General features: G+C 46.6%; 17 protein-coding genes and 1 tRNA gene. 3 read left to right on the forward strand and 15 right to left on the reverse strand.

The window, feature by feature from the left end; genetic code table 11:
* The 10 genes from SHEWPOL2_RS01165 to SHEWPOL2_RS01210 all read right to left on the reverse strand — a co-directional run.
* The coding region (locus SHEWPOL2_RS01165; RefSeq protein WP_037425201.1) for a transposase zinc-binding domain-containing protein at nucleotides 1-399 on the reverse strand (399 nt) is incomplete at its 3' end.
* Nucleotides 378-1,241, reverse strand: coding sequence for a site-specific integrase (locus tag SHEWPOL2_RS01170; protein ID WP_037417817.1), 864 nt, complete (start codon nucleotides 1,239-1,241; stop codon nucleotides 378-380). The genes SHEWPOL2_RS01170 and SHEWPOL2_RS01165, both read right to left, overlap by 22 nt.
* 480 nt (nucleotides 1,242-1,721) lie before the next feature.
* A complete protein-coding gene (locus SHEWPOL2_RS01175) occupies nucleotides 1,722-2,978 on the reverse strand; it encodes a Y-family DNA polymerase (protein ID WP_037425203.1) in 1,257 nt (418 codons plus the stop codon).
* Nucleotides 2,979-3,398 carry a translesion error-prone DNA polymerase V autoproteolytic subunit gene (umuD, locus tag SHEWPOL2_RS01180; RefSeq protein WP_037425205.1) on the reverse strand — a complete coding sequence of 140 codons (420 nt, stop codon included), beginning with the start codon at nucleotides 3,396-3,398 and terminating at the stop codon, nucleotides 2,979-2,981.
* A 211-nt stretch (nucleotides 3,399-3,609) separates the two neighbouring features.
* Nucleotides 3,610-4,038 carry a DUF86 domain-containing protein gene (locus SHEWPOL2_RS23110; RefSeq protein ID WP_028760129.1) on the reverse strand — a complete coding sequence of 143 codons (429 nt, stop codon included), beginning with the start codon at nucleotides 4,036-4,038 and terminating at the stop codon, nucleotides 3,610-3,612.
* A gap of 15 nt (nucleotides 4,039-4,053) precedes the next feature.
* A complete protein-coding gene (locus SHEWPOL2_RS23115) occupies nucleotides 4,054-4,452 on the reverse strand; it encodes a nucleotidyltransferase domain-containing protein (protein ID WP_028760130.1) in 399 nt (132 codons plus the stop codon).
* 127 nt (nucleotides 4,453-4,579) lie between these two features.
* The gene (locus SHEWPOL2_RS01195; RefSeq protein WP_037425208.1) at nucleotides 4,580-5,815 is read right to left on the reverse strand and encodes a tyrosine-type recombinase/integrase; all 1,236 of its coding nucleotides are present in this window, start codon (nucleotides 5,813-5,815) and stop codon (nucleotides 4,580-4,582) included.
* A gap of 357 nt (nucleotides 5,816-6,172) precedes the next feature.
* A tRNA-Ser gene (locus tag SHEWPOL2_RS01200) sits at nucleotides 6,173-6,260 on the reverse strand.
* Nucleotides 6,261-6,463: 203 nt separating this feature from the next.
* Complete coding sequence (locus SHEWPOL2_RS01205; protein ID WP_037425210.1) at nucleotides 6,464-8,458, reverse strand: nitrate- and nitrite sensing domain-containing protein; 1,995 nt, start codon at nucleotides 8,456-8,458, stop codon at nucleotides 6,464-6,466.
* 255 nt (nucleotides 8,459-8,713) lie between these two features.
* Nucleotides 8,714-9,346 carry a YchE family NAAT transporter gene (locus tag SHEWPOL2_RS01210; RefSeq protein ID WP_011072194.1) on the reverse strand — a complete coding sequence of 211 codons (633 nt, stop codon included), beginning with the start codon at nucleotides 9,344-9,346 and terminating at the stop codon, nucleotides 8,714-8,716.
* Between the two features lie 316 nt (nucleotides 9,347-9,662).
* Here SHEWPOL2_RS01210 and adhE point away from each other — a divergent pair, with 316 nt between their 5' ends.
* On the forward strand, nucleotides 9,663-12,263 hold the full coding sequence (gene adhE, locus SHEWPOL2_RS01215) for a bifunctional acetaldehyde-CoA/alcohol dehydrogenase (protein WP_037425212.1): 2,601 nt from the start codon (nucleotides 9,663-9,665) through the stop codon (nucleotides 12,261-12,263).
* A gap of 161 nt (nucleotides 12,264-12,424) precedes the next feature.
* Here adhE and SHEWPOL2_RS01220 read toward each other — a convergent pair whose 3' ends face one another.
* From SHEWPOL2_RS01220 to SHEWPOL2_RS01235, 4 genes are all read right to left on the reverse strand, one after another.
* The gene (locus tag SHEWPOL2_RS01220; RefSeq protein ID WP_037425214.1) at nucleotides 12,425-13,360 is read right to left on the reverse strand and encodes a M14 family metallocarboxypeptidase; all 936 of its coding nucleotides are present in this window, start codon (nucleotides 13,358-13,360) and stop codon (nucleotides 12,425-12,427) included.
* 55 nt (nucleotides 13,361-13,415) lie between these two features.
* Nucleotides 13,416-13,874 carry a GNAT family N-acetyltransferase gene (locus SHEWPOL2_RS01225; RefSeq protein ID WP_037425217.1) on the reverse strand — a complete coding sequence of 153 codons (459 nt, stop codon included), beginning with the start codon at nucleotides 13,872-13,874 and terminating at the stop codon, nucleotides 13,416-13,418.
* A gap of 168 nt (nucleotides 13,875-14,042) precedes the next feature.
* Nucleotides 14,043-16,094, reverse strand: a complete 2,052-nt coding sequence (locus tag SHEWPOL2_RS01230; RefSeq protein ID WP_037425219.1) for a S9 family peptidase — start codon at nucleotides 16,092-16,094, stop codon at nucleotides 14,043-14,045.
* Nucleotides 16,095-16,355: 261 nt separating this feature from the next.
* Nucleotides 16,356-17,900 carry a fumarate hydratase gene (locus SHEWPOL2_RS01235; protein ID WP_037425222.1) on the reverse strand — a complete coding sequence of 515 codons (1,545 nt, stop codon included), beginning with the start codon at nucleotides 17,898-17,900 and terminating at the stop codon, nucleotides 16,356-16,358.
* A 121-nt stretch (nucleotides 17,901-18,021) separates the two neighbouring features.
* On the opposite strand from SHEWPOL2_RS01235, the gene pabB reads away from it, so the two are divergent.
* Together pabB and SHEWPOL2_RS01245 are read left to right on the forward strand one after the other, a co-directional pair.
* A complete protein-coding gene (gene pabB, locus SHEWPOL2_RS01240; RefSeq protein ID WP_037425225.1) occupies nucleotides 18,022-19,425 on the forward strand; it encodes an aminodeoxychorismate synthase component I in 1,404 nt (467 codons plus the stop codon).
* Between the two features lie 24 nt (nucleotides 19,426-19,449).
* Nucleotides 19,450-20,037 carry a CoA pyrophosphatase gene (locus SHEWPOL2_RS01245; RefSeq protein ID WP_037425228.1) on the forward strand — a complete coding sequence of 196 codons (588 nt, stop codon included), beginning with the start codon at nucleotides 19,450-19,452 and terminating at the stop codon, nucleotides 20,035-20,037.
* Nucleotides 20,038-20,061: 24 nt separating this feature from the next.
* On the opposite strand, the gene SHEWPOL2_RS01250 is transcribed toward SHEWPOL2_RS01245, so the two are convergent.
* Entirely contained in the window at nucleotides 20,062-20,397 is a 336-nt protein-coding gene (locus tag SHEWPOL2_RS01250) for a hypothetical protein (RefSeq protein WP_037418216.1), read from the reverse strand.
* Nucleotides 20,398-20,427 lie beyond the last annotated feature (30 nt).

Genomic DNA, 20,427 nt, shown 5'->3' on the forward strand with positions numbered 1-20,427 from the left:
CCGTTTCATGCCAAACTGCGCAAGCGTCTGCCACACCGACTCAAACAGGGCGCTGTATAACGGCTTGGCAGCGTAGTGCGCCAAGATGTTCAATTCGTGAGGTAAGGTAAAGACCAAGTGGAAATAGCGGCAATGCAAGACTTGCGCCTGCTGCGTAGCAATCCACGCTTGCGTCTGCCTTCCCTGACAACGAGGGCAATGCCGGTCACCACAGGAGCAAAACACCTGCTGCTCATACTGGCAAGTATCACAACGCCAGTGCTGTATGCCTAAGGTTTGCGTGCGACACTGCTGAATATGCTGGCAGACTAAGGCTTGCTGTTCGGTCAGTTTATGCTGCTGTTGATAGTGAGTTAAGTGCTGCTGAAGGATATCGCTTACATGGTAGGAGGTTGCCATTGCATCCCCCCAAGACTTGCTAGCAAGTCACGCCCTTGATGACCCAATTCCGGCGACCAATGCAAGTAGCGCTCGGTGGATTTAATACTGTGATGACCAAGTTGAGCCTGTAATTGATGAAGTGGCATACCCGCTTGTAATTGATGGGTCGCATAAGCATGCCTTAGGCTGTGTGGGCTGCATGGCTTAGTGATACTCGCTAAGCGGGCCGCCTTCGCTAACGCTTTACGAAAGGTCGACTCATGCAGCGGATAAACCACATCATGATAGGTCGAGGCAAACAACCATTCGACGGGATGATACGCTTGCCAATACTGACGCAACAGGGTGAGTAAGGTCGGTGAAATAATCACCCAGCGGTCGCAGGCGCCTTTACCTTGACACACTTTGAGTAACTGCCGCTGCCCATCGATATCAGCAACCTTAATATGGGTTAACTCACTGACACGCAAACCACAACCATAACACAGCGCCAACATGGCGCGTTGTTTCAGGTTTTGACAGTGGTACAGCAGTGCCGCGATATCTTGGCAGCTAAGCAATTGCGGCAGTTTGTGCGGACGTTTCGGTAAACTTAGCTGAACCGTAAAGTCGCGCCCTAGGACATGTTCATAGAAAAAATGAATGCCATTAAGCTGTAACTTTAAGGTGGCTCTGGAATGATGCCGCTCAAGATTTAAGTAACGGAAATAAGCCGTAAGCTGCTCATCCGTAATGTTATCGAGCGGTTGGTTGGCATAGTGCTGCAGTTGGGTGATGGCATACAAATAAGCGTTACGCGTACGGGCCGAGTAACCACGTAAACTAATCTCATCATGGAATTGTTGCAGAAGTGATGACATGGTAGACCTCCTAGGTAAGGGATTATCCCTAGGAGTAAGTGTGGAACAGTGGTTCGCTTTAGGCTCCGCGCAGCGGCTTAGTTCAACATTTGATTAGTGTGCATGCGCGTTTACCTCGTGGGACCAGTGAAAACGCGCACGGTTAACTATTTGTATGCAAAGAACTTATCAGGTTTCTGCCAAATACACCATCTGGAAAAACGTGTATGCGCGTTTTCCAAACCTATGAACAAAAATTCAGCTACTATAGTCGCATGATTTTATAGAGTTTTATCTGTTGTTGATGGAGTTAGTGCGCACTGATTTTGTCTTAAAATCATACTAAAATACCTAAATTTAAATATGACTGTATCCCATACATTATTAGTCGCTTCGCGGTAGGGCCAAACATAGGTAACTAAATGAGAATTTGTATGGCAACAGGTGTAGGAATTTTCGATTGAGCTAACGAGCCGAAACACGGAATGGGGCATAACATCGTTAGCACTTAATACACGGCACACTTCGCCACTTAGTCGTATATTGCGGCGTCAGCAAATCCCTCCGCATTGCCCATTTTTGCTCTATGCCTTGAGCTGCAACAAATAGAGTATCACTGCCATAGCGTTGGTTTATGTGATCGAGTGTAAGCATTAGCGCTGGCTTTGCGGTCGGCGGATTAAACAAATCTAGTTGGCTATGTTTCTCGCTCGCTAAATCAATCAAACCTACGCCTATCTTGTAATAGCGTACACCTTCACGAAATAGCTTGGGTGCGGCTTCACATACTGCTTTAGTCAGCTCTATCGTACAGTTCGTCGGACAAGGGAAGTGCACCACGGTTTTATAGCTAACAGGCCGCTCATCATGGGGGGAGTTACTCGCAAATAGCAGTATCGTCTTGCAAACAGAGCCTTGCTTACGCGCTTTAGCAGCCGCAATTCCCACATGCTTACTTAGTGCTTGCAGTAACGATTCAAAATCGGTGATACGCTCACCCATGCTTCTTGTCGAGAATATCTGCTTTTTATCAGCCCTCGCCTCGTCCCATTGTTTGCAGGCTTGGCCGTTTAGCTCTCTTACTGTGCGCTCAATTTCAATACTAAATTGCTTACGGGCTAATCCTGCTGGCATGTTCGCTAGGTCAAACGCAGTACGGATATTCATCAGTTCAAGCTTTGCACTAATCCTGCGCCCAATCCCCCAAACATCACCTACTGCTAGCTGCTTTAGAATAGCGGTTCGGTCTTGGTCATTGTCGATAACACAAACCCCTTTATAACCCTCAATCTTCTTAGCAGCATGGTTAGCCAGTTTTGCCAAGGTCAGGGTTTCTGCAATTCCCACACAAACTGGCAAGCGAGCTTCTTTCCATACTGCTCGTCTTATTAATTGACCTTGAGTATGTAGGCATTTTATTGCTGGATAGCAGTTCTTAAACGACAGGAACGTTTCATCGATGCTGTATACATGCTGCTCAGGCGCAAAGCGGCCAATGATATCCATCATCTTGCTCGATAAGTCAGCATACAGTTCATAATTAGATGAACACGCAATCACACCACGCTCCGCACACTGCGCTTTGACTTGAAAGTAAGGCACAAACTTCTGAATACCCGCCTCTTTAGCCTGCCTATTGGCGGCAACAATCATCCCATCATTATTACTTAGCACAACAACAGGCTTACCACGCCAATCAGGCCGAAACACCTGTTCCGCACTACAGTAAAAGCTGTTGGCATCGACTAGCGCAAACATCTACTTTTTACTCAATTTTTTACTCAATACAGGACTTTTACGGTGGCAACGAATAGAACGAGTGATAACGCCTTCAATACTAAACTCATCGTATTCGTGAATAATGACAGGCTGGTGTTGTTGATTAGAAGAAAGCAGTAAACGGCGGGGGATATCAATGATTTTGCAAACAAACTCCCTATTTAAATTGGCTACAATGACATCGCCATTTCGCACCATCTCGTGGCGGTCAACAATAAGAATATCACCATCAAAGATGCCGACATCTTGCATCGAGTCCCCTAGGGCATAAGCCATAAAAGTTGAGCTTGGGTGGTCGACCAATAGCTCATCCAAGCTTAGACCTAGCTGAGTGTATTCAGCCGCAGGTGACTCAAAACCTGTAATGCCAGCACGGGCAGGAATAGGGATAACACGCATAGCAATAAACCACTGTTAATATATACAGTAAATTATAACCAAGGAATGACAGCTAGCAAGATCTATTAAACGACCTCGATATGGACCACTAAATACTTTTCTTTATCGAAGTTAACATTTGGCAATTAGCTGTTTTCTTAGAATGAACAGGTTGACTCTAGTCGACTCATAAATTCAATCTTTAGGAGAGCCTGTGAAAGTCAATCAGACTTTAGTTATTCTTCAAAGATAACCATTCCAATCCCTGCTCTGCAAAGACAAATAATCTATCGCTATAACCTTGAGAGATCACACTGCGGATGATCTCAGGGTCAATATTCAGATAATCATGTACCAGTGCATTACGCAGGCCTATCACTTTACGCCAGCCATTTAATTCATCGGCTGGTTGTGCTCCTCGTTGACACAGGATCTCAAATGCTTGGTAGGCATCCTGCGGACTATGTCCAGCCAGTGCCTTAGCCCAATGTTTTGCAATGCCAATGCAAGCTTCAATAGAGACCTGTAGTGTTCGCTCTGCTGCTCGATATTCGAGATTAGATAAGGAACGCTGACTAAGTAATTGACGTAACTCTCCGAGCTCGGCTTGATACCGGCTAAGGCTTAAACGCAATGACGTGATATAGGCATTATCCGACATAATACAACTATTCCTTTATAGACTTTGGGCTGAATAATCGAGTTCCATTTGCGACATAATGCGGGACTCCTCTTGCATTCTTCGACCTTCATCTCGACTAAAGATAAGTTTATTGGCATTAATGATCCCAAAAGCCAGAGGGATTGGTGCAAGGTTGATATCGACAACGGAAAGCTTTCCTTCGGCTAGCCCCAATGCTCTTTGCCAATCCATAGCAAGCAGTTCAGCTCTAATACGAGTATCAAGCACACTGTCCGCCTTTACCGGATCGAATGCGACGGCTAAATCCCAATCGCTATGCTCGCTAGCATTTCCTTTCGCCTGCGAACCATAAAGCCATAATACCGCCACCTCAGGATGGCTTGCAGCTAAAGCGTTTAGTTGGTGCAAATGCTGGCTCTGCTCGATAGTCATTAGTTTGGCTTTAGGTTAGTCATGATGTAAGTGTACCAACCCTGAGTCGGACTTAACAGGTTAGATTCGTTTGTCACGTCCCCTAACGTTTTGACTCAGGGAGATAATCTCTATTCGGCCTTACAGGTCATGCCCCTAATTTTCTTGAACCAGCTGTTACTGACAAAGAGCCCACTGCTGCAGTGGCAATATGATTGCTCCACCACTCCATTAACTTGGTCCGTCGCTCTAGGTAGGTCGTGCGATTATAGGCACTGCGGATTTGGTTTTTATCAACATGGGCTAACGCTGCCTCAATAACATCACCATCAAAGCCTTGTTCATTTAAGGTTGTGCTCGCCAGTGAGCGTAAACCATGCCCCGTTGTTCTTCCCTTTAATCCCATTCGCCCTAATGCTTTGTTGATGGTTTCAGGATCTGTGTGCTTTTTAGGATCTTTAGATGACGGAAAAACGAATTGGCTTTGTTCACTGATCGGCTTAACAGTTTCGAGTATCGCGAGGGTATGCTCTGTAAGCGGGATAATATGCTCACGATTCATTTTCATGCGTGATTCAGGAATAGTCCAAAGTTTGGCATCAAAATCGATTTCTTCCCAACGGGCTCCGGCCGCTTCATTTGGCCTGGTCATTGTGTGCAATTGCCATTCAATCAAACACCGGGTCGTTAACAATAAATTGGCGTTTGCAATAGTCTGCAGCAACTCAGCTAGCTCTGCTGGTTTTAATGCCTTCAGATGCTCTACTTTGCTTTTTCTAAAAACTTCTCGAATACCTGACAACGGATTGGCGTGAATGTAACCAGAGTTAACTGAAAAGTTCATGATTTCATTCAGCAACTGAGCGGTACGTTTAACCGTTTCAAGATGCCCCTTCTGCTCTAGGGGCTTGAGCGCGGCAATGGCTATGGGAGCCGTGAGTCTGCTAATCGCAATACTCCCCAGTTTAGGGAAGGCATACAGCTCAAGCTTTCGCCAATTGCCTTCGATGGTTTTAGGCTTGATGCTTCCTTGCTTTGAGTCCATCCACATTTGTGCAATATGCTTCAGAGTTTGAGCGTTCTCTGTTGCCGCTTTTAATTTGTTTTCAACTTTAAGTAATTGAGGGTCGATGCCTTCGGCCAAGTTTTTCCGCGCTTCTAGCGCTTTATCTCGCGCCTCAGCTAAGGATACGTCAGGATATGAGCCTAAACCAAAATAGGTGGGTTTGCTGGTGGAGGGACGTATGTATCTAAATTCCCACGTTTTCCCTGCAGTGCGCACATAGAGATAGAGATTGCCACCATCTGACAATCTATAGGGCTTTGCTTCCGCTTTAGCATTGAGCACCGCTTTTGCAGTCAGCTTATTTGTACTCCTTCCCATACCGTTTTACCCCCTCAAATTAAACCCAGAAGTAATGCTTGATTTTCGCATCAGTTTTCACTCGAAAATCAAGCATTACTTATCACTGAATAAATTCAGACAAATCATGATTTTGCCAAGTTAAATCTGGGCCATAAAATCGAGAAAATCAAGTAAAAAAAACGGCATAAATAAAGGGTATTTTTGAAGCCAAAAGTAATGCCAAAATTTACCAAATTTCCTTGGCATTACTTTTGGCATTACTAAAAATTTCGGATGCAGTAGGATGTCATCAAACAATATAGGATGATAAGTTATTGATTTTAATAAAATACAGGTAAGAAAAAAGACGCCCTAGGACGTCTTTAAACTTGAATTTGGCGGTGAGAGAGGGAGTCGAACCCTCGATACGTTTCCGTATACACACTTTCCAGGCGTGCTCCTTCGGCCACTCGGACATCTCACCAGATTGTTGTCATTAGCTTTTACGTGTCAATGAACACGGTTAATCGAGTTGAATAGTGCTTAACGTGTAAGCTTTCATCGTTAACGGAGCGGTACTGTACGCAAAAGCCTTTGTATGGTCAAGTAAAAAAGAATCGATTTCAGGCGGTTGCACAATTGCTAGACAAACCGCCCTCGTTCAAGGCGCTAAAATTAACCAATGCACTATTTTACTGTAAATTTATGGACTTCTTTAGACATGAGTTCGGAGTCATAGGTCAATGCTTTAGTCAATTCCCTTAGCTCATCGGAGATACGTTGAGTGTTTAAGTAAATATCGCTGATCTTTAACGCATTACGATTTACATCTTCAGACACTGCGGATTGTTCATGGGTGGCTGTCGCAATTTGCTCATTCATGCGGTTAATGATATCGACTTGTTCAACAATACGTTTAAGTTCGATACCTGCTTGCTCCGCTTCTTGGACGCTGGTATTGGCCTGTGCTAATCCGCGATCCATGGCTTTTACCGCTAAATTAGCGCTGGACTTTAATCTGTCAGTCATATTCTTGATGTCAGACGTCGATGTCTGCGAACGCTGCGCTAAGCTTCTGACCTCATCGGCTACCACGGCAAAACCCCTACCCATCTCACCAGCTCTGGCGGCCTCAATTGCGGCGTTAAGTGCTAACAGATTAGTTTGTTCTGCAATGCTGTTAATTACATCTAATACCACCACAATACCGTGAATTTCTCTATCGAGTTCATTGATGGCTTGTGAGGCACCATTAATATCATCCGCGAGTGCTTTTATTGCTTTGCTGGTTCTGCCAACTTCAAGGTTACCGGTTTTGGCCTCTTGGTTAGCCGAATTTGATGCTTCTGATGCCTGTACTGCATTACTCGCAATTTCGGCAACGGTCGCACTCATTTCGGTCATTGCCGATGCCACTTGCTCAGCCTCACTGTGGCCTGCCATCACATCTTGCTCCATGGCATGGGTGCAAACATCCATTTGTTCAACCGCCTGCTGTAATTTGCTAGCACTGGCACGCACTTGTAAGATAACGTTTTCAAAATCACTCATCATCTCGTTGAAAGCTAAGGCAAGTTCACCAAATTCATCTTGGCTGTTGTGGTTTAACCGAACACTGAGGTCGTAGTGTTTTCGTGCTTGTGTAACCGTGGAATAAAGATGATGAACACTCGTATGTAAATATCGGATCACCGATAAACTGAGCAAAAGTACAATGATCAGCACCAAGCTTAACGTCGCCAACACAAAAAACATTTGTTGATTGGCAGATGCAAGACGTTCATGGGTGATATTCAAAAGATCAGCTGAAACTTGCTGCTCAAAATCCCGCAAGCTGTCAATCCGAGCTGAAGATTTAGCAAACCAGTCTTCTGGATTTTGTTGTTGAATTTTCTGGTTATCTTGGTCAAATGCAATTTGTCTTAGCGATTCAACGTCTTTGACTTCATTAGAATTTTGAATGCGGTTAATGGCATCAACCAAATTAGGTGTTGCCAATGCAATAAAACGCTCCAAATAGCTATTTTGCTCAGAAACTAGGGTAATAAACTTTGCGTAAACCTTAGGCTTAAACCCTGCTTGTCCAAATGTCGAACTTAATACTGCCCTCTCAATCCCTGCCCGTTCTTTCATTTGTAAGAAGGCACTAAATGCCGCCGCTTTGATAGCAATTTCTTGATTAGCACCCGTTTTAGCAGTCTCATCAACAATCGCAAGTAGCTCTCGGTTGAGCGCAGTATAATAGGCTACTTCATCGGCAACACTGATTGACAGGTTATCAACCTGCGAGCGAATTGAAGCTAATTTACTGAGTTGAGTATTTAGATCGCGCAGTTTCGGCGCAAACACTGCGGGTAAATTGTGGTTTTCAATAAAAGATTGGAAATATTTGAGCTGAGTATCTGTCAATTGCCTTTGACTGGGTATTTTGCCTGCGAATGCCTTGCCCGCTGAGCCTATAAATCCGGCACTCATGCCCCGTTCTTTTTGCAACTCATGGACAAAGTTACTGTTTGTCACCGCCAATTCGCTTAGCTGCACGACGACTTTCAGCTCTTGACGATATTCATACTTTTCGATGAGAAATAGCGCACCATATAAAAAACACGCGAATAAAGGGGGCAATACAACCATGAGTAATTTTTGCTTTAAGCTGAGGTTGCCAATCCATTGCCATTTCATAGGGATATCCTTAATCGACTTAGGGCTAAATTGTTAACCTATTATATAGCACAGGATGTTAATGATAACGATAGAATAACGCTAATTTAGAAAATACTAATTATTATAAAAACAAATGGTTGCAACAATACAAGGCTACAACGGCTTTTCGAGATAAGGCTATAAATAGGCCAAGGGAGAAAATTTCGTGTGATAAAAGCAAATGAAAACTGCAACCGCAACAGCGGGAGGAAATGGCCTCCCGCATTCCGATTTTTAGCTAAAAAGTTGTGGGAATAAGCCTTTAATCCCAGCGGCAATGACTTCGATACCAATCGAGAGCATTAATAATCCCATAAGACGGGTAATCACGTTAATTCCTGTTTTACCTAAAATTTTATAGATAATAGATGCCATTCGAAACAGGCCAAAACTCACCAAACCAAAAATAATCACGGTAATAAACATCGCAATAAAATTGGATAATGAATTATGCTCAGCGGCAAACACAATCACCGAGCTAATCGCCCCAGGACCAGCCATTAACGGCAAGGCTAACGGCACAACCGCCACGGACTCCATAGCCGAAGATTCGCGGTCTTCCTCTTGGTTACGTTTTACTTCGCCCAATTTACCCTGCAACATCGACATCGCAATAATCGCGATCAGCGTGCCGCCAGCGATCCTAAAAGCCGAGAGTGAAATACTAAACATATTCAAAATATGTTGTCCCGCGACGATGGTCACCAACAGGATCACCACCACCGCAAAGTTAGCCACTTTACCCGTATGGTTACGCTCGGCTTCAGTTTGATGGCTGGTTAAGCTCACAAACACTGGCAACAAACCAATAGGGTTGATAATGGCAACCAGGCCAAGAAAAAATTTAACGTAAAGTGTTAACTCCAAGTGACTATCCTTATTGAGCGTGTCACGCCAATTTCATCAAACTAAACTTAAGGGCAAGTATAGTAGCTTAAGCACAGATGACTGAAAAATGAGATTTTTGAGGTTAAATCACAAGTTTGAGTAATATCTGTTTACTGTACTCGGCTTATTTTAGACAAAAAAGACACATAAGATCGCAACTGACGTATTTTTATTACATAAAAACCCTAAATTGATCGCAAGATCACACTTTACCTTAGGCTTTAGGTGTAATTTTTCACCATAAAGAAGAGTTAGCGAATCGTGCATTCCCTAAATCTTTTTAGGAGTCTTAATCATGACAGTAACCAACGCCCAAGAACTGGATCTCATGGTCGAGCGCGTCGCCAAAGCGCAAGCCGAATATGCCAGTTTTAGTCAAGCCCAAGTCGATGCGATTTTCCGCGCCGCCGCCCTCGCCGCTGCCGATGCGCGTATATCGCTTGCGAAAATGGCCGCCGCCGAAACCCGAATGGGGGTGATTGAAGACAAAGTGATTAAAAACCACTTTGCCTCCGAGTACATTTACAACAAGTACAAAGATGAAAAGACCTGCGGAATTTTATCCGAGGACCCCACCTTCGGTACTATCACTATCGCCGAGCCCGTGGGCATTATCTGTGGGATTGTCCCCACCACCAATCCCACCTCCACCGCCATTTTCAAAGCATTAATTAGTCTTAAAACCCGTAATGCGATTATTTTCTCCCCTCACCCAAGGGCAAAAGTCTCGACCACCACAGCGGCTAAACTGGTGTTAGATGCCGCCATTGCAGCCGGTGCGCCCAAGGACATTATCGGTTGGATTGATGAGCCCAGTGTGGCGCTCTCAAACCAGTTAATGACGCACCCCAAAGTGAATCTTATCCTCGCTACGGGCGGCCCTGGCATGGTGAAAGCCGCCTATTCTTCAGGCAAACCCGCCATTGGCGTAGGCGCAGGTAACACCCCAATTGTTATCGATGAAACCGCCGATATAAAACGTGCGGTTAGCTCGATTCTGATGTCTAAAACCTTCGATAACGGTGTGGTGTGTGCCTCAGAGCAAGCGGTGATTGTGGTCGATAGCATCTACGAGCAAGTCAAAGAGCGCTTTGCCACCCATGGCGGTTATCTCTTAAATGCGGCGCAAACCGCTGCGATGCAACAAGTCATCCTTAAAAATGGCGGCTTAAATGCCGACATCGTCGGCCAAAGCGCCGCAACCATAGCGCAAATGGCGGGCATTGATGTCCCTCACACCACCAAGGTCTTAATTGGTGAAGTCACCGATATCACAGAGGCCGAAGCCTTTGCCCACGAAAAACTCTCTCCTTTACTTGGTATGTACCGCGCAGCCGATTTTAATGACGCAGTCGATAAGGCTGAAGCTTTGGTCGCCTTAGGCGGGATTGGCCACACATCAGGCTTATATACCGACCAAGATACCCAAACCGACCGGGTGAAAACCTTTGGTTTTAGAATGAAAACCGCGCGAATTCTAATCAACACTCCAGCCTCACAAGGCGGAATTGGCGACCTGTACAACTTTAAACTCGCCCCCTCGCTCACCTTAGGTTGTGGCTCTTGGGGCGGAAACTCGATTTCCGAAAACGTCGGCCCAAGCCATTTAATCAATAAAAAAACCGTCGCTAAGAGGGCTGAAAACATGCTGTGGCACAAGCTTCCTTCGTCTATCTACTTCCGCCGCGGCAGCTTACCTATTGCGCTTGAAGAATTGAGTGATAAAAAACGCGCGCTGATAGTGACCGACAGATTCCTGTTTAACCAAGGTTATTGCGACGAAACCTTAAAGATTTTAAAAGCCCAAGGTCTTGAAACCGAAGTGTTTTACGAAGTGGAAGCCGACCCCACACTGGCCACAGTGCGCCAAGGTGCCAAAGTGGCCAATAGCTTTAAACCCGATGTGATTATTGCCTTAGGCGGTGGTTCGCCCATGGATGCAGCCAAGATTATTTGGGTGATGTACGAGCATCCAGATGTCGACTTTGCCGATTTAGCACTGCGTTTTATGGATATCCGTAAACGTATCTATAAATTCCCTAAAATGGGCGTCAAAGCCACTATGGTGGCGATACCGACCACTTCCGGTACTGGCTCTGAAGTCACACCTTTTGCCGTGGTCACCGATGAACAAACCGGCAAAAAATATCCCATTGCCGACTATCAACTCACCCCTAATATGGCGATTGTTGACCCGAATCTGGTGATGGATATGCCGAAATCCTTAACCGCTTTCGGCGGAATCGATGCGATCACCCACGCGCTCGAAGCCTATGTCAGCGTGATGGCGAACGAGTACAGCGATGGTCAAGCCCTGCAAGCTCTTGACCTGCTGTGCAAATATTTGCCTGATGCTTATCAGCTTGGCGCCGCATCCCCCATTGCCCGTGAAAAAGTGCATAATGGCGCCACCATAGCCGGTATCGCCTTTGCCAACGCCTTCCTTGGGATCTGCCACTCTATGGCTCACAAGCTGGGCGCCGAGTTTCACTTAGCCCACGGGCTAGCGAACGCGCTGCTGATCAGTAACGTTATCCGCTTTAATGCGACGGACTTACCGACTAAGCAAGCTGCATTCAGCCAATACGACAGACCAAAAGCCCTGTGTCGTTACGCGGCCATTGCCGATCATTTAGCCCTAGGTGGCAACTCAGATGCGCAAAAAGTTGAAAAATTGCTGGAGAAAATCGAGCAGCTCAAGAAGACGCTGGGCATTCCTGCGTCAATCCAAGAAGCCGGAGTTAACGAAGCCGACTTCCTCGCCAAAGTAGATATGCTTGCCGAGGATGCCTTCGATGACCAATGTACTGGTGCCAACCCTCGCTATCCGCTAATTAGCGAGCTAAAACAGCTACTACTCGACAGCTACTATGGCCGCCCTTTCACCGAGCAATAGTGCTCAATAGATATAAAATCTAAGCAATAAAAAATTGTTAAATGCAAAAGCCCTCGTTTGAGGGCTTTTATCGTTTTAACTTAAGCAAAATCAATTGATGACACAGTACACAACGTTACGATTGACTTGCTAGCTTGATATCAAATAAGTAACAAACTCAATTAATTCAGTGCTAACACATAGTCGATGGCACTGGTAATCGCCGCAACTTGAGCTAAATTGCACTCAGCAGGCGTGGCCGATGGGCTGTCGGGATACACTTCCGTGGTGGTGTTATAAATACACCCCGTCACACTGCTGCATAAACCTAGCGCTTTCAATGGGTAATTGATCACCCCGTGTTGTACTACTGTCGAGCCGATAATCTCGCCCTTGTCATCGGCAGGCGCGATGTGAGTCACTTTGCTCACGCCATCGATAATCGACTTTTGGAACGCATCCTGCGGATTTTCGGTATCGCCTACAGCATAAAAACCATCAGGTATAGTGCCAGGGATAAAGTCTTTGCCGTCACGCGCGGCCAAGGCTGGACGAAATTCATCCTCATCCGAGTCGGTGGTTTCATGTAAATCCACATGCACATCAAACCCTTGTGGAACGCTTGCCACCAGTGCCATCAGTGCTGCCGACTCTTCTGCTGGGCTATTAGCATAAAACGAGCGGTTTGGATCGATAGCTTTCGGGTTCCAGCGATTAATAGTCTCATAACCCCAAGGGCTTACACACACTGCCACCACTAAGTTTACCCGCTCAGCATAGTGAGCCGCGTTGTTAGCCAAAAAAGCCAAGGCGCCATGCACGCCACTGGTTTCGTAGCCGTGTACGCCCCCTGTGACTAATACCGTTATCTTTTTCGGATCAAAGCTTGCTGATTTGACCGCAAATAAAGGGTAACGCGCTGGATCAATCGATAAAGCGCCATATTGCACTACATTCAGCCCTAATGCGGCCAGTTGTGACTCTATCGCTTTTAGTGGCGTGACAACATTGTCTTGGTAAGAACGCTTAATTTGCGTGCTAGCAAACCATGCGGCCTTTTCGGCATCGCCCCATTTTTCACCGACTGTCCCGATTGGGTAAAAACTCACATTCGCCATAGGTTCTCTTCTTCTGATTTTATGTTTTGGTCTTATGGTTAAAGATTGTTATAGCTCAAAGCACGAGTTGCATCGGAATATCGCGGATCCCACCACGCTCACGAATATCACTTTGCGCAATAAAGCCAAAGCGCTGATAGACAGGCAGCGCATTCACCGCCGAGTTAACGGTAAATGTGCCGGGATTCCCCTTCGCAAGACACTCAGCTTTAGCATGCTCCCACAGCTGACGCGACAGGCCTTGCCCCTTGGCAATATCCGCCACAAATAGATGATAAAGATGACTGTTATCCTTCATCCCCACCACACCGACAAGTTCGCCAGCCTCATTCATTGCAACATGATATTGATAACCCAAGGCAAAATAATGAGCCACCGACTCAACCGACATGGCGTTGACTAAGGTTTCTGCGCCCATATTAGTGCACGTGGGAGCGATATAAACCTGTGTAAGCTGAGTGATTAACGCGCTTATCGCTTCAATATCTGTTGTACTCGCCGCTCTGATCAGCATCTTTATTCCTTGATAGATAACAGTAGCCAGTATTTAATCCCATTCGTTCAACGGTGAGATTAGCTGGATATAAATAATACGATTATTAAAAAGCCAGAACAGGGTTCTGGCTTTGGCAACAAGTTAATGGGACTTAGTACACTGCGAATTTAAGTCCATCATCCTCGATTACTTTTTCGTCCAGCTGTCCATCCAACGGAACACATTCGCGTACCATTGTTCTAGATTTTCTGGCTTTAAGATCCAATGGTTTTCATCAGGGAAAATCAGCAATTCAGATGGAATCCCCTTACGCTGCATAAAGCTAAATGCTGCTAATCCTTGACCATAAGGCACACGGAAATCCTTCTCGCCATGGATAACCAGCATTGGCGTCTTCCAGTTTTCGACATAGTTAACGGGGTTGAACTGCTCATATAACGCTTTGTTATCCTGATAAGTGCCGCCAAACTCATGCTCTGGGAACCAGACTTCTTCGGTCACATAGTACATGGAGCGCATATCGAATAGACCCGCGTGGTTAACGAGGCACTTAAAGCCATCGTTCCAGTTACCTTGGATCCAGTTCATCATGTAGCCGCCGTAAGAGCCACCTAAGGCACAGGCATTTTGTGGATCGAGCCATTTTTGTTGTTGGCTCACCGCAGCCAGACCTTTTTGTAAGTCTTCTAATGGCTTACCGCCCCAATCTTGGCTGATAGAATCGGTAAAGGCTTGGCCGTAACCAGTTGAACCGTGGAAGTCCACCATCACAACGCCGTAACCCGCACCGGCCCATAACTGGGCGTTCCAACGGCCACTGAAACCGTTACCAAATGAACCTTGCGGACCGCCGTGAACGAGGTATGCAATCGGATACTTTTTGCCTTCTTGGTAGTTGGCAGGTTTGATCCAGTAGCCGTAAACATCTTCGTTGTTCCAACCCTTAAAGCTAAATTGTTGGAATTCACCGAATTTAATTTCGGCCAGCTTGTCTTTGTTGACTTCGGTTAGACGTTTCAGGCCTTGACCATCGGTGTTGATGCGATACAGATCGCCCGGCTCAACTAAGGTTTTGCTGTCGAAGATCAGTTGATCATCGGCGATCGCAATCAGGCTATTGCTGCCGTCGCTATAAACAGACTGCACATCACCAAATTGAGTATTCACTTTAAAAATTGACACTTGACCAATGTCCTGCGCCGTCACATACAGAGTACGATTGTCCGGTGCAAACATCAGCGAGCTTGGGCTTCTGTCCCACAGCGGTGCGACTTCCTTCGACTGTCCGGTGCTAGTATCACGCAGCATAATGCGATAACGGTCAGCTTCGAAGCCAGGTTTAGTCATCGCGAGGTACGCCATATAACGACCATCGCTTGAGAATGTTGGCTGGGCGTCCCAAGCGATGTTATCCGCGGTTAAGTTAGTGGCTTTACCACCGTTCACACTCACCTGCCACAAATCGTAGTTGGTAGTCCAAGCTTGATCTTTACTTGGCGCCTTGGCGCTGTACACCACATATTGGCCATCTGGGGTGAAAGTCACTTCTTCCATGCCTGAGAACGGTTTAGGCGGCGTTTCGGTGTCTAAGCCTTGAGTGATATCAACCACTTTAGTCAGCTTTTCACCGTTGAGGGCGCCGACAAATAAGTGGTTACGGGCATGGTCTTCCCACGTATCCCAGTGACGTACCATCAACTGCTTGTATTCACGGCCCGTCGATTTACGCTCTTCTTCAGCCTTAAACTTGTCTTTTGAGCACGCTAAGTCTTTACACTCTGGAAAGACACGCATACTAAGCACGATTTGCTTGCCATCGTTAGAGAGTTTGTAACCATCAATATCCAATGGCAGATCAGAAACTTGCTGCGCTTCACCGCCGGTTAATGGCAGTTGGAACAGTTGGCTTGACCCGCTGCGGCTGGCGAGGAAATAAATCGATTTGTCATCGTTTGCGAAGCTGACATCGTGCTCAGTACCGGCGGCAGAGGTGAGCTGCAGCGGTTTCGCGTCTGCTTGCGTCAGATCGAGAAGATATAAATCCGAGCTTGCCTCTCCCTTGTCATTAACGGTTTTCAGGCCGTAGACCAGTTTTGTACCGTCGTGAGATACCACGGCTGAATGCAATTTGTTGAGTTTAACCAGCTGTTGCACAGTAAAAGGCTTAGGATCGGCCGCGTGGGCAGAGCAGGCCAAACCTGCTGCGCCAAGCGCCAATAGGAGAGGAGCTATTTTCATTGTTATATCCATCTTTTGTTAAACACATTCGGTAGTTGTACCGAATGAACGGTCAAAACGAACATCAATCGTCTCTATGAAGATAAGTTTGCCACACTAACGAAACAAAAACGCTCAAGCAAGCCAAAAGGCGTACTTGAGCGGATTTTTTTGTGACAAATTGTCAGTCAATCGCGAATGGTCTGATTGAGTAACACTCGCCTCGCTATCTTGCTCAAATCCCGCTTAAAAAAACGACACTTTTGCAAGGATGACATTCGCTTACGCTTTGGCGTTAGCAATATTGACTTTCCAAATCGCTGGCCCCGTTTCATGGGCATTCACGCCGTTTGAGTCAACCGCTACAGTCACAGGCATATCTTCAACGTCGAACTCGTAAATCGCTTCCATACCTAAATCGGCAAAAGCCACAACGCGGGATTTCTTAATGGCTTTTGACACTAAGTAAGCCGCACCGCCAACGGCCATCAGGTAAACAGCTTTGTGTTTCTTGATAGATTCAACGGTCGCAGGACCACGCTCAGCCTTACCAATCATGCCCATCAGGCCAGTTTTTTCTAGCATCAGATCGGTGAATTTGTCCATACGGGTCGCAGTTGTAGGTCCTGCAGGACCGACAACTTCATTACCGACGGGGTCAACTGGGCCAACGTAGTAGATAAACTTGCCAGTAAAGTCGACGCCTTCAGGTAAACCTTCGCCGCTTTCAATCAGGCTTTGGATACGCTTATGGGCAGCGTCACGTCCGGTCAGCATTTTACCGCTTAACAGAATGGTTTCACCGCTCTTCCACTGCTCGATATCCGCTTGTGTGACAGTGTCTAAGTTAACACGGCGCACATCGCTGCCCACTTCGCGGGTGATTTCTGGCCAGTCGCTCAGCGATGGTGGAGTAAGATCAGCAGGACCAGTTCCATCCAAATGGAAGTGAACGTGGCGCGTTGCCGCGCAGTTCGGGATCATCACCACAGGTTTGGATGCTGCATGAGTAGGTGCTGATTTGATTTTCACGTCTAACACTGTGGTTAACCCGCCAAGGCCCTGCGCACCAATACCGAGATTGTTAGCACGTTCGAAAATGTCTAAACGCAGTTTTTCTTCGGTAGTTTGTGCACCGCGCGCCATTAACTCATGGATATCCACGCTTTCCATCAGCGCTTCTTTCGCCAGCACGGCCGCTTTTTCAGCGGTGCCGCCAATACCGATGCCGAGCATACCTGGAGGACACCAGCCCGCGCCCATCGTTGGCAGCGTTTTTTCAACCCAAGCAGCGATATCGTCAGATGGGTTTAACATCACCATCTTGGCTTTGTTTTCACTGCCGCCGCCTTTGGCGGCGATAGCGACTTCAACATGATTACCGGGCACCATATCGATATGCACCACAGATGGGGTGTTATCTTTGGTGTTTTTACGGCTACCGGCAGGATCGGCCACAATCGATGCACGCAGTGGATTATCTGGGTTGGTATAAGCGCGACGAACACCTTCATCGACCATTTGTTGCACGGTCATATCGGTTTTGTCCCACTTAACCCCCATACCAATCTTAACGAAGGTAGTCACGATACCCGTGTCTTGGCACAGTGGACGTTTGCCTTCGGCAGACATACGCGAGTTAATCAAAATTTGGGCAATCGCATCCTTCGCCGCCGCACTTTGCTCACGCTCATAAGCTTCGCTCATGGCATCGACAAAATCTTTGGGATGGTAATAGGAGATGTATTGCAGGGCATCGGCCACACTTTCAATGAAGTCGGCTTGTTTAATCACTACATTTTCAGACGTTTCATGGTGAGATGACATAGTAGGTGCGCTCCAGCAGCCTTTAGGGCCTTACTTGTTTTTTGTGTAATTCTTTCTGGGCCAATATGATACTCTTTCCCATCTTTTTGGGCTACATCACATTTTTAGATAGGGTTAATAGATGGCAAATAGGGCGGCATTACCGCTGGCAGTACGCCAACTTGACTGGACATTCAGCACTGCAGCAATCTTCGAACACTTTGCAGCCGAGCCTTGGGCCATCGTGCTCGACTCCGCCAATGCGCCCCATCAGGACGCTAAATTCGATATTATTTGCGCAAATCCTATTGCCACCCTGATCACCCATGGTGAACTGACCGATATCCTAATTCAGTTGCCCGAATTAACCATACCCACCCAAATGAGTGCAACTGATGATCCCTTTACGCTGGTCAATCAACTATTGCGCCATTGGTATCCACAATCCTTTAGCTGCAATTTGCCCTTCAGTGGTGGCGCTATGGGCAGTTTTAGTTATGATTTAGGCCGCCGAATTGAGCAGCTCCCCAGCACAGCGGCTAAGGATATTCACCTCGGCGAGATGAATATTGGCTTTTACGACTGGGCACTGATTTTTGATTATCAGCAGCAAAGCTGGTTTATGGTGCACTATTTAGGCGATGCCGCCCTCGATACTCAATTGAACATAATTGAAGCAAAAATAGCCAACACCACAAAACAGACTGAGTTTAGTCTCACAAGCCCTTGGTCGGCGCAACTCACCAAAGCCCAGTACACCTCAAAATTTAATCAAGTACAGGCATATCTACAAAGCGGTGATTGCTATCAAATTAATTTAACTCAGCGATTTGAAGCTGAGTATCAAGGCGATGAATGGCTCGCCTACTGCAAACTGCGCAGTGCCAATCAGGCGCCCTTCTCTGCCTTTATGCGGCTTGAGGCCAACGCGATTTTATCGATTTCGCCTGAGCGTTTTATTCAGCTGCGCGGCGATGATATTCAAACCAAACCGATTAAAGGCACCTTGCCACGCCATGCCGATCCGGAGCGGGATAAACAGGTGGCACAAACACTCGCCAACTCCCCTAAAGATCGCGCCGAAAACGTGATGATTGTGGATTTGCTACGTAATGATATCGGCAAAGTCGCGGCGCCCGGCTCAGTACAAGTACCACATTTATTTGCCATAGAAAGTTTTCCGGCTGTGCACCATTTAGTGAGTACCGTCACCGCTAAACTCGATCCACAATACCACGCCAGTGACTTACTGCGGGCAGCCTTTCCCGGCGGTTCAATTACCGGCGCCCCCAAAATTCGCGCCATGGAAATTATTGAAGAACTGGAACCCTCACGCCGCAGTCTGTATTGTGGTTCAATAGGCTATATCAGCCAAGATGGGCAAATGGATACGAGCATTACCATCCGCACTATTGTTGCCGAGCGCGGCAAGCTCTATTGTTGGGCTGGCGGAGGGATCGTCGCCGACTCCAATGTCGATGCCGAATATCAAGAAAGCTTTGATAAAGTCAGTCGAATCTTACCCTTGTTAGATAGCCCTCAATAATCGACAGGAATGAGTGGGAAACCTATGGATCAAGCGGAATTTAGACTCAGATTCAATCTACACCCATTAGCTAAGCAAGATCCGGCGGCGCTCCCTCACCAAGGACTGCGAAAAGCGGCGGTGTTAATTCCCTTGCAGGAAATCCGTGGCGAGCTCAATCTGATTTTAACCCAAAGACCCATGCATCTTCGGGCGCACCCAGGACAAATCAGTTTTCCGGGAGGAAAAATTGAACCCAGTGATCCAAGTGCGATTATGGCGGCATTACGAGAAGCCGAAGAGGAAATTGGTCTTTGCAGAGAAAATGTGGATGTGATAGGTACTTTCCCTGCCCACAATACCTTTACTGGGTTTGAAATTACCCCAGTGGTCGGGATCATCAAGCAAGATTTTACCTTAAGGCTCGATCCAGGCGAGGTTGCCGATTGTTTTACCGTGCCTTTAAGTTTTTTTATCGAACCAAGCCATCGGCATCGTAACGCATTCTTACGCAAAGGCCGTTATTACAGCGTACACTTTATCCCGTATCAACAGCGTTTTATCTGGGGAGCGACAGCGGCGATCATCGATCACCTCTGTCGGCATGTGAGTCTGCCCGAGGAGATGCTGTAAAGCCGCATTGCTCTTTTGGATAATTTAAATCACAAAATGTACATATAAGCCCGCCACTAACGACGTTAACAGCAGCAAGGGAATATTAAACCAATAACCCAGTTTACTGTGGTGGGCAACATAGTAGTTAAACGCCAGACTTATCAGACTTATCGCACCACAGCCCCAGATGATATATTGCAGTAATTCGGTTTCGCTTGGGTCCCAATAGTGCCTGAAGGTTTCGCCGCGACTCAAGTAGGACCCGACCTCTCGTTCGGGGCGAGCCTCGCCAAACACCATCAGCGCGTACACCGCCAATGTCCAACCCAAAATAGATAATGTCGCGAGGATGAGCTGGAATATTTTAACTTTTCTCATATCGCCTCCGAACGTTTAACGCACGATAAC

This window comes from Shewanella sp. POL2 (assembly GCF_000282755.1).
GTDB lineage: Bacteria > Pseudomonadota > Gammaproteobacteria > Enterobacterales > Shewanellaceae > Shewanella > Shewanella xiamenensis.

What these genes read in the sequence shown, in the direction of transcription:
- SHEWPOL2_RS01170 (WP_037417817.1), bottom strand. Translation starts at nt 1,241, where the DNA reads ATGTCATCACTTCTGCAACAATTCCATGATGAGATTAGTTTACGTGGT.
- SHEWPOL2_RS01175 (WP_037425203.1), bottom strand. Translation starts at nt 2,978, where the DNA reads ATGTTTGCGCTAGTCGATGCCAACAGCTTTTACTGTAGTGCGGAACAG.
- umuD (WP_037425205.1), bottom strand. Translation starts at nt 3,398, where the DNA reads ATGCGTGTTATCCCTATTCCTGCCCGTGCTGGCATTACAGGTTTTGAG.
- SHEWPOL2_RS23110 (WP_028760129.1), bottom strand. Translation starts at nt 4,038, where the DNA reads ATGTCGGATAATGCCTATATCACGTCATTGCGTTTAAGCCTTAGCCGG.
- SHEWPOL2_RS23115 (WP_028760130.1), bottom strand. Translation starts at nt 4,452, where the DNA reads ATGACTATCGAGCAGAGCCAGCATTTGCACCAACTAAACGCTTTAGCT.
- SHEWPOL2_RS01195 (WP_037425208.1), bottom strand. Translation starts at nt 5,815, where the DNA reads ATGGGAAGGAGTACAAATAAGCTGACTGCAAAAGCGGTGCTCAATGCT.
- SHEWPOL2_RS01205 (WP_037425210.1), bottom strand. Translation starts at nt 8,458, where the DNA reads ATGAAATGGCAATGGATTGGCAACCTCAGCTTAAAGCAAAAATTACTC.
- adhE (WP_037425212.1), top strand. Translation starts at nt 9,663, where the DNA reads ATGACAGTAACCAACGCCCAAGAACTGGATCTCATGGTCGAGCGCGTC.
- SHEWPOL2_RS01220 (WP_037425214.1), bottom strand. Translation starts at nt 13,360, where the DNA reads ATGGCGAATGTGAGTTTTTACCCAATCGGGACAGTCGGTGAAAAATGG.
- SHEWPOL2_RS01225 (WP_037425217.1), bottom strand. Translation starts at nt 13,874, where the DNA reads ATGCTGATCAGAGCGGCGAGTACAACAGATATTGAAGCGATAAGCGCG.
- SHEWPOL2_RS01230 (WP_037425219.1), bottom strand. Translation starts at nt 16,094, where the DNA reads ATGAAAATAGCTCCTCTCCTATTGGCGCTTGGCGCAGCAGGTTTGGCC.
- SHEWPOL2_RS01235 (WP_037425222.1), bottom strand. Translation starts at nt 17,900, where the DNA reads ATGTCATCTCACCATGAAACGTCTGAAAATGTAGTGATTAAACAAGCC.
- pabB (WP_037425225.1), top strand. Translation starts at nt 18,022, where the DNA reads ATGGCAAATAGGGCGGCATTACCGCTGGCAGTACGCCAACTTGACTGG.
- SHEWPOL2_RS01245 (WP_037425228.1), top strand. Translation starts at nt 19,450, where the DNA reads ATGGATCAAGCGGAATTTAGACTCAGATTCAATCTACACCCATTAGCT.
- SHEWPOL2_RS01250 (WP_037418216.1), bottom strand. Translation starts at nt 20,397, where the DNA reads ATGAGAAAAGTTAAAATATTCCAGCTCATCCTCGCGACATTATCTATT.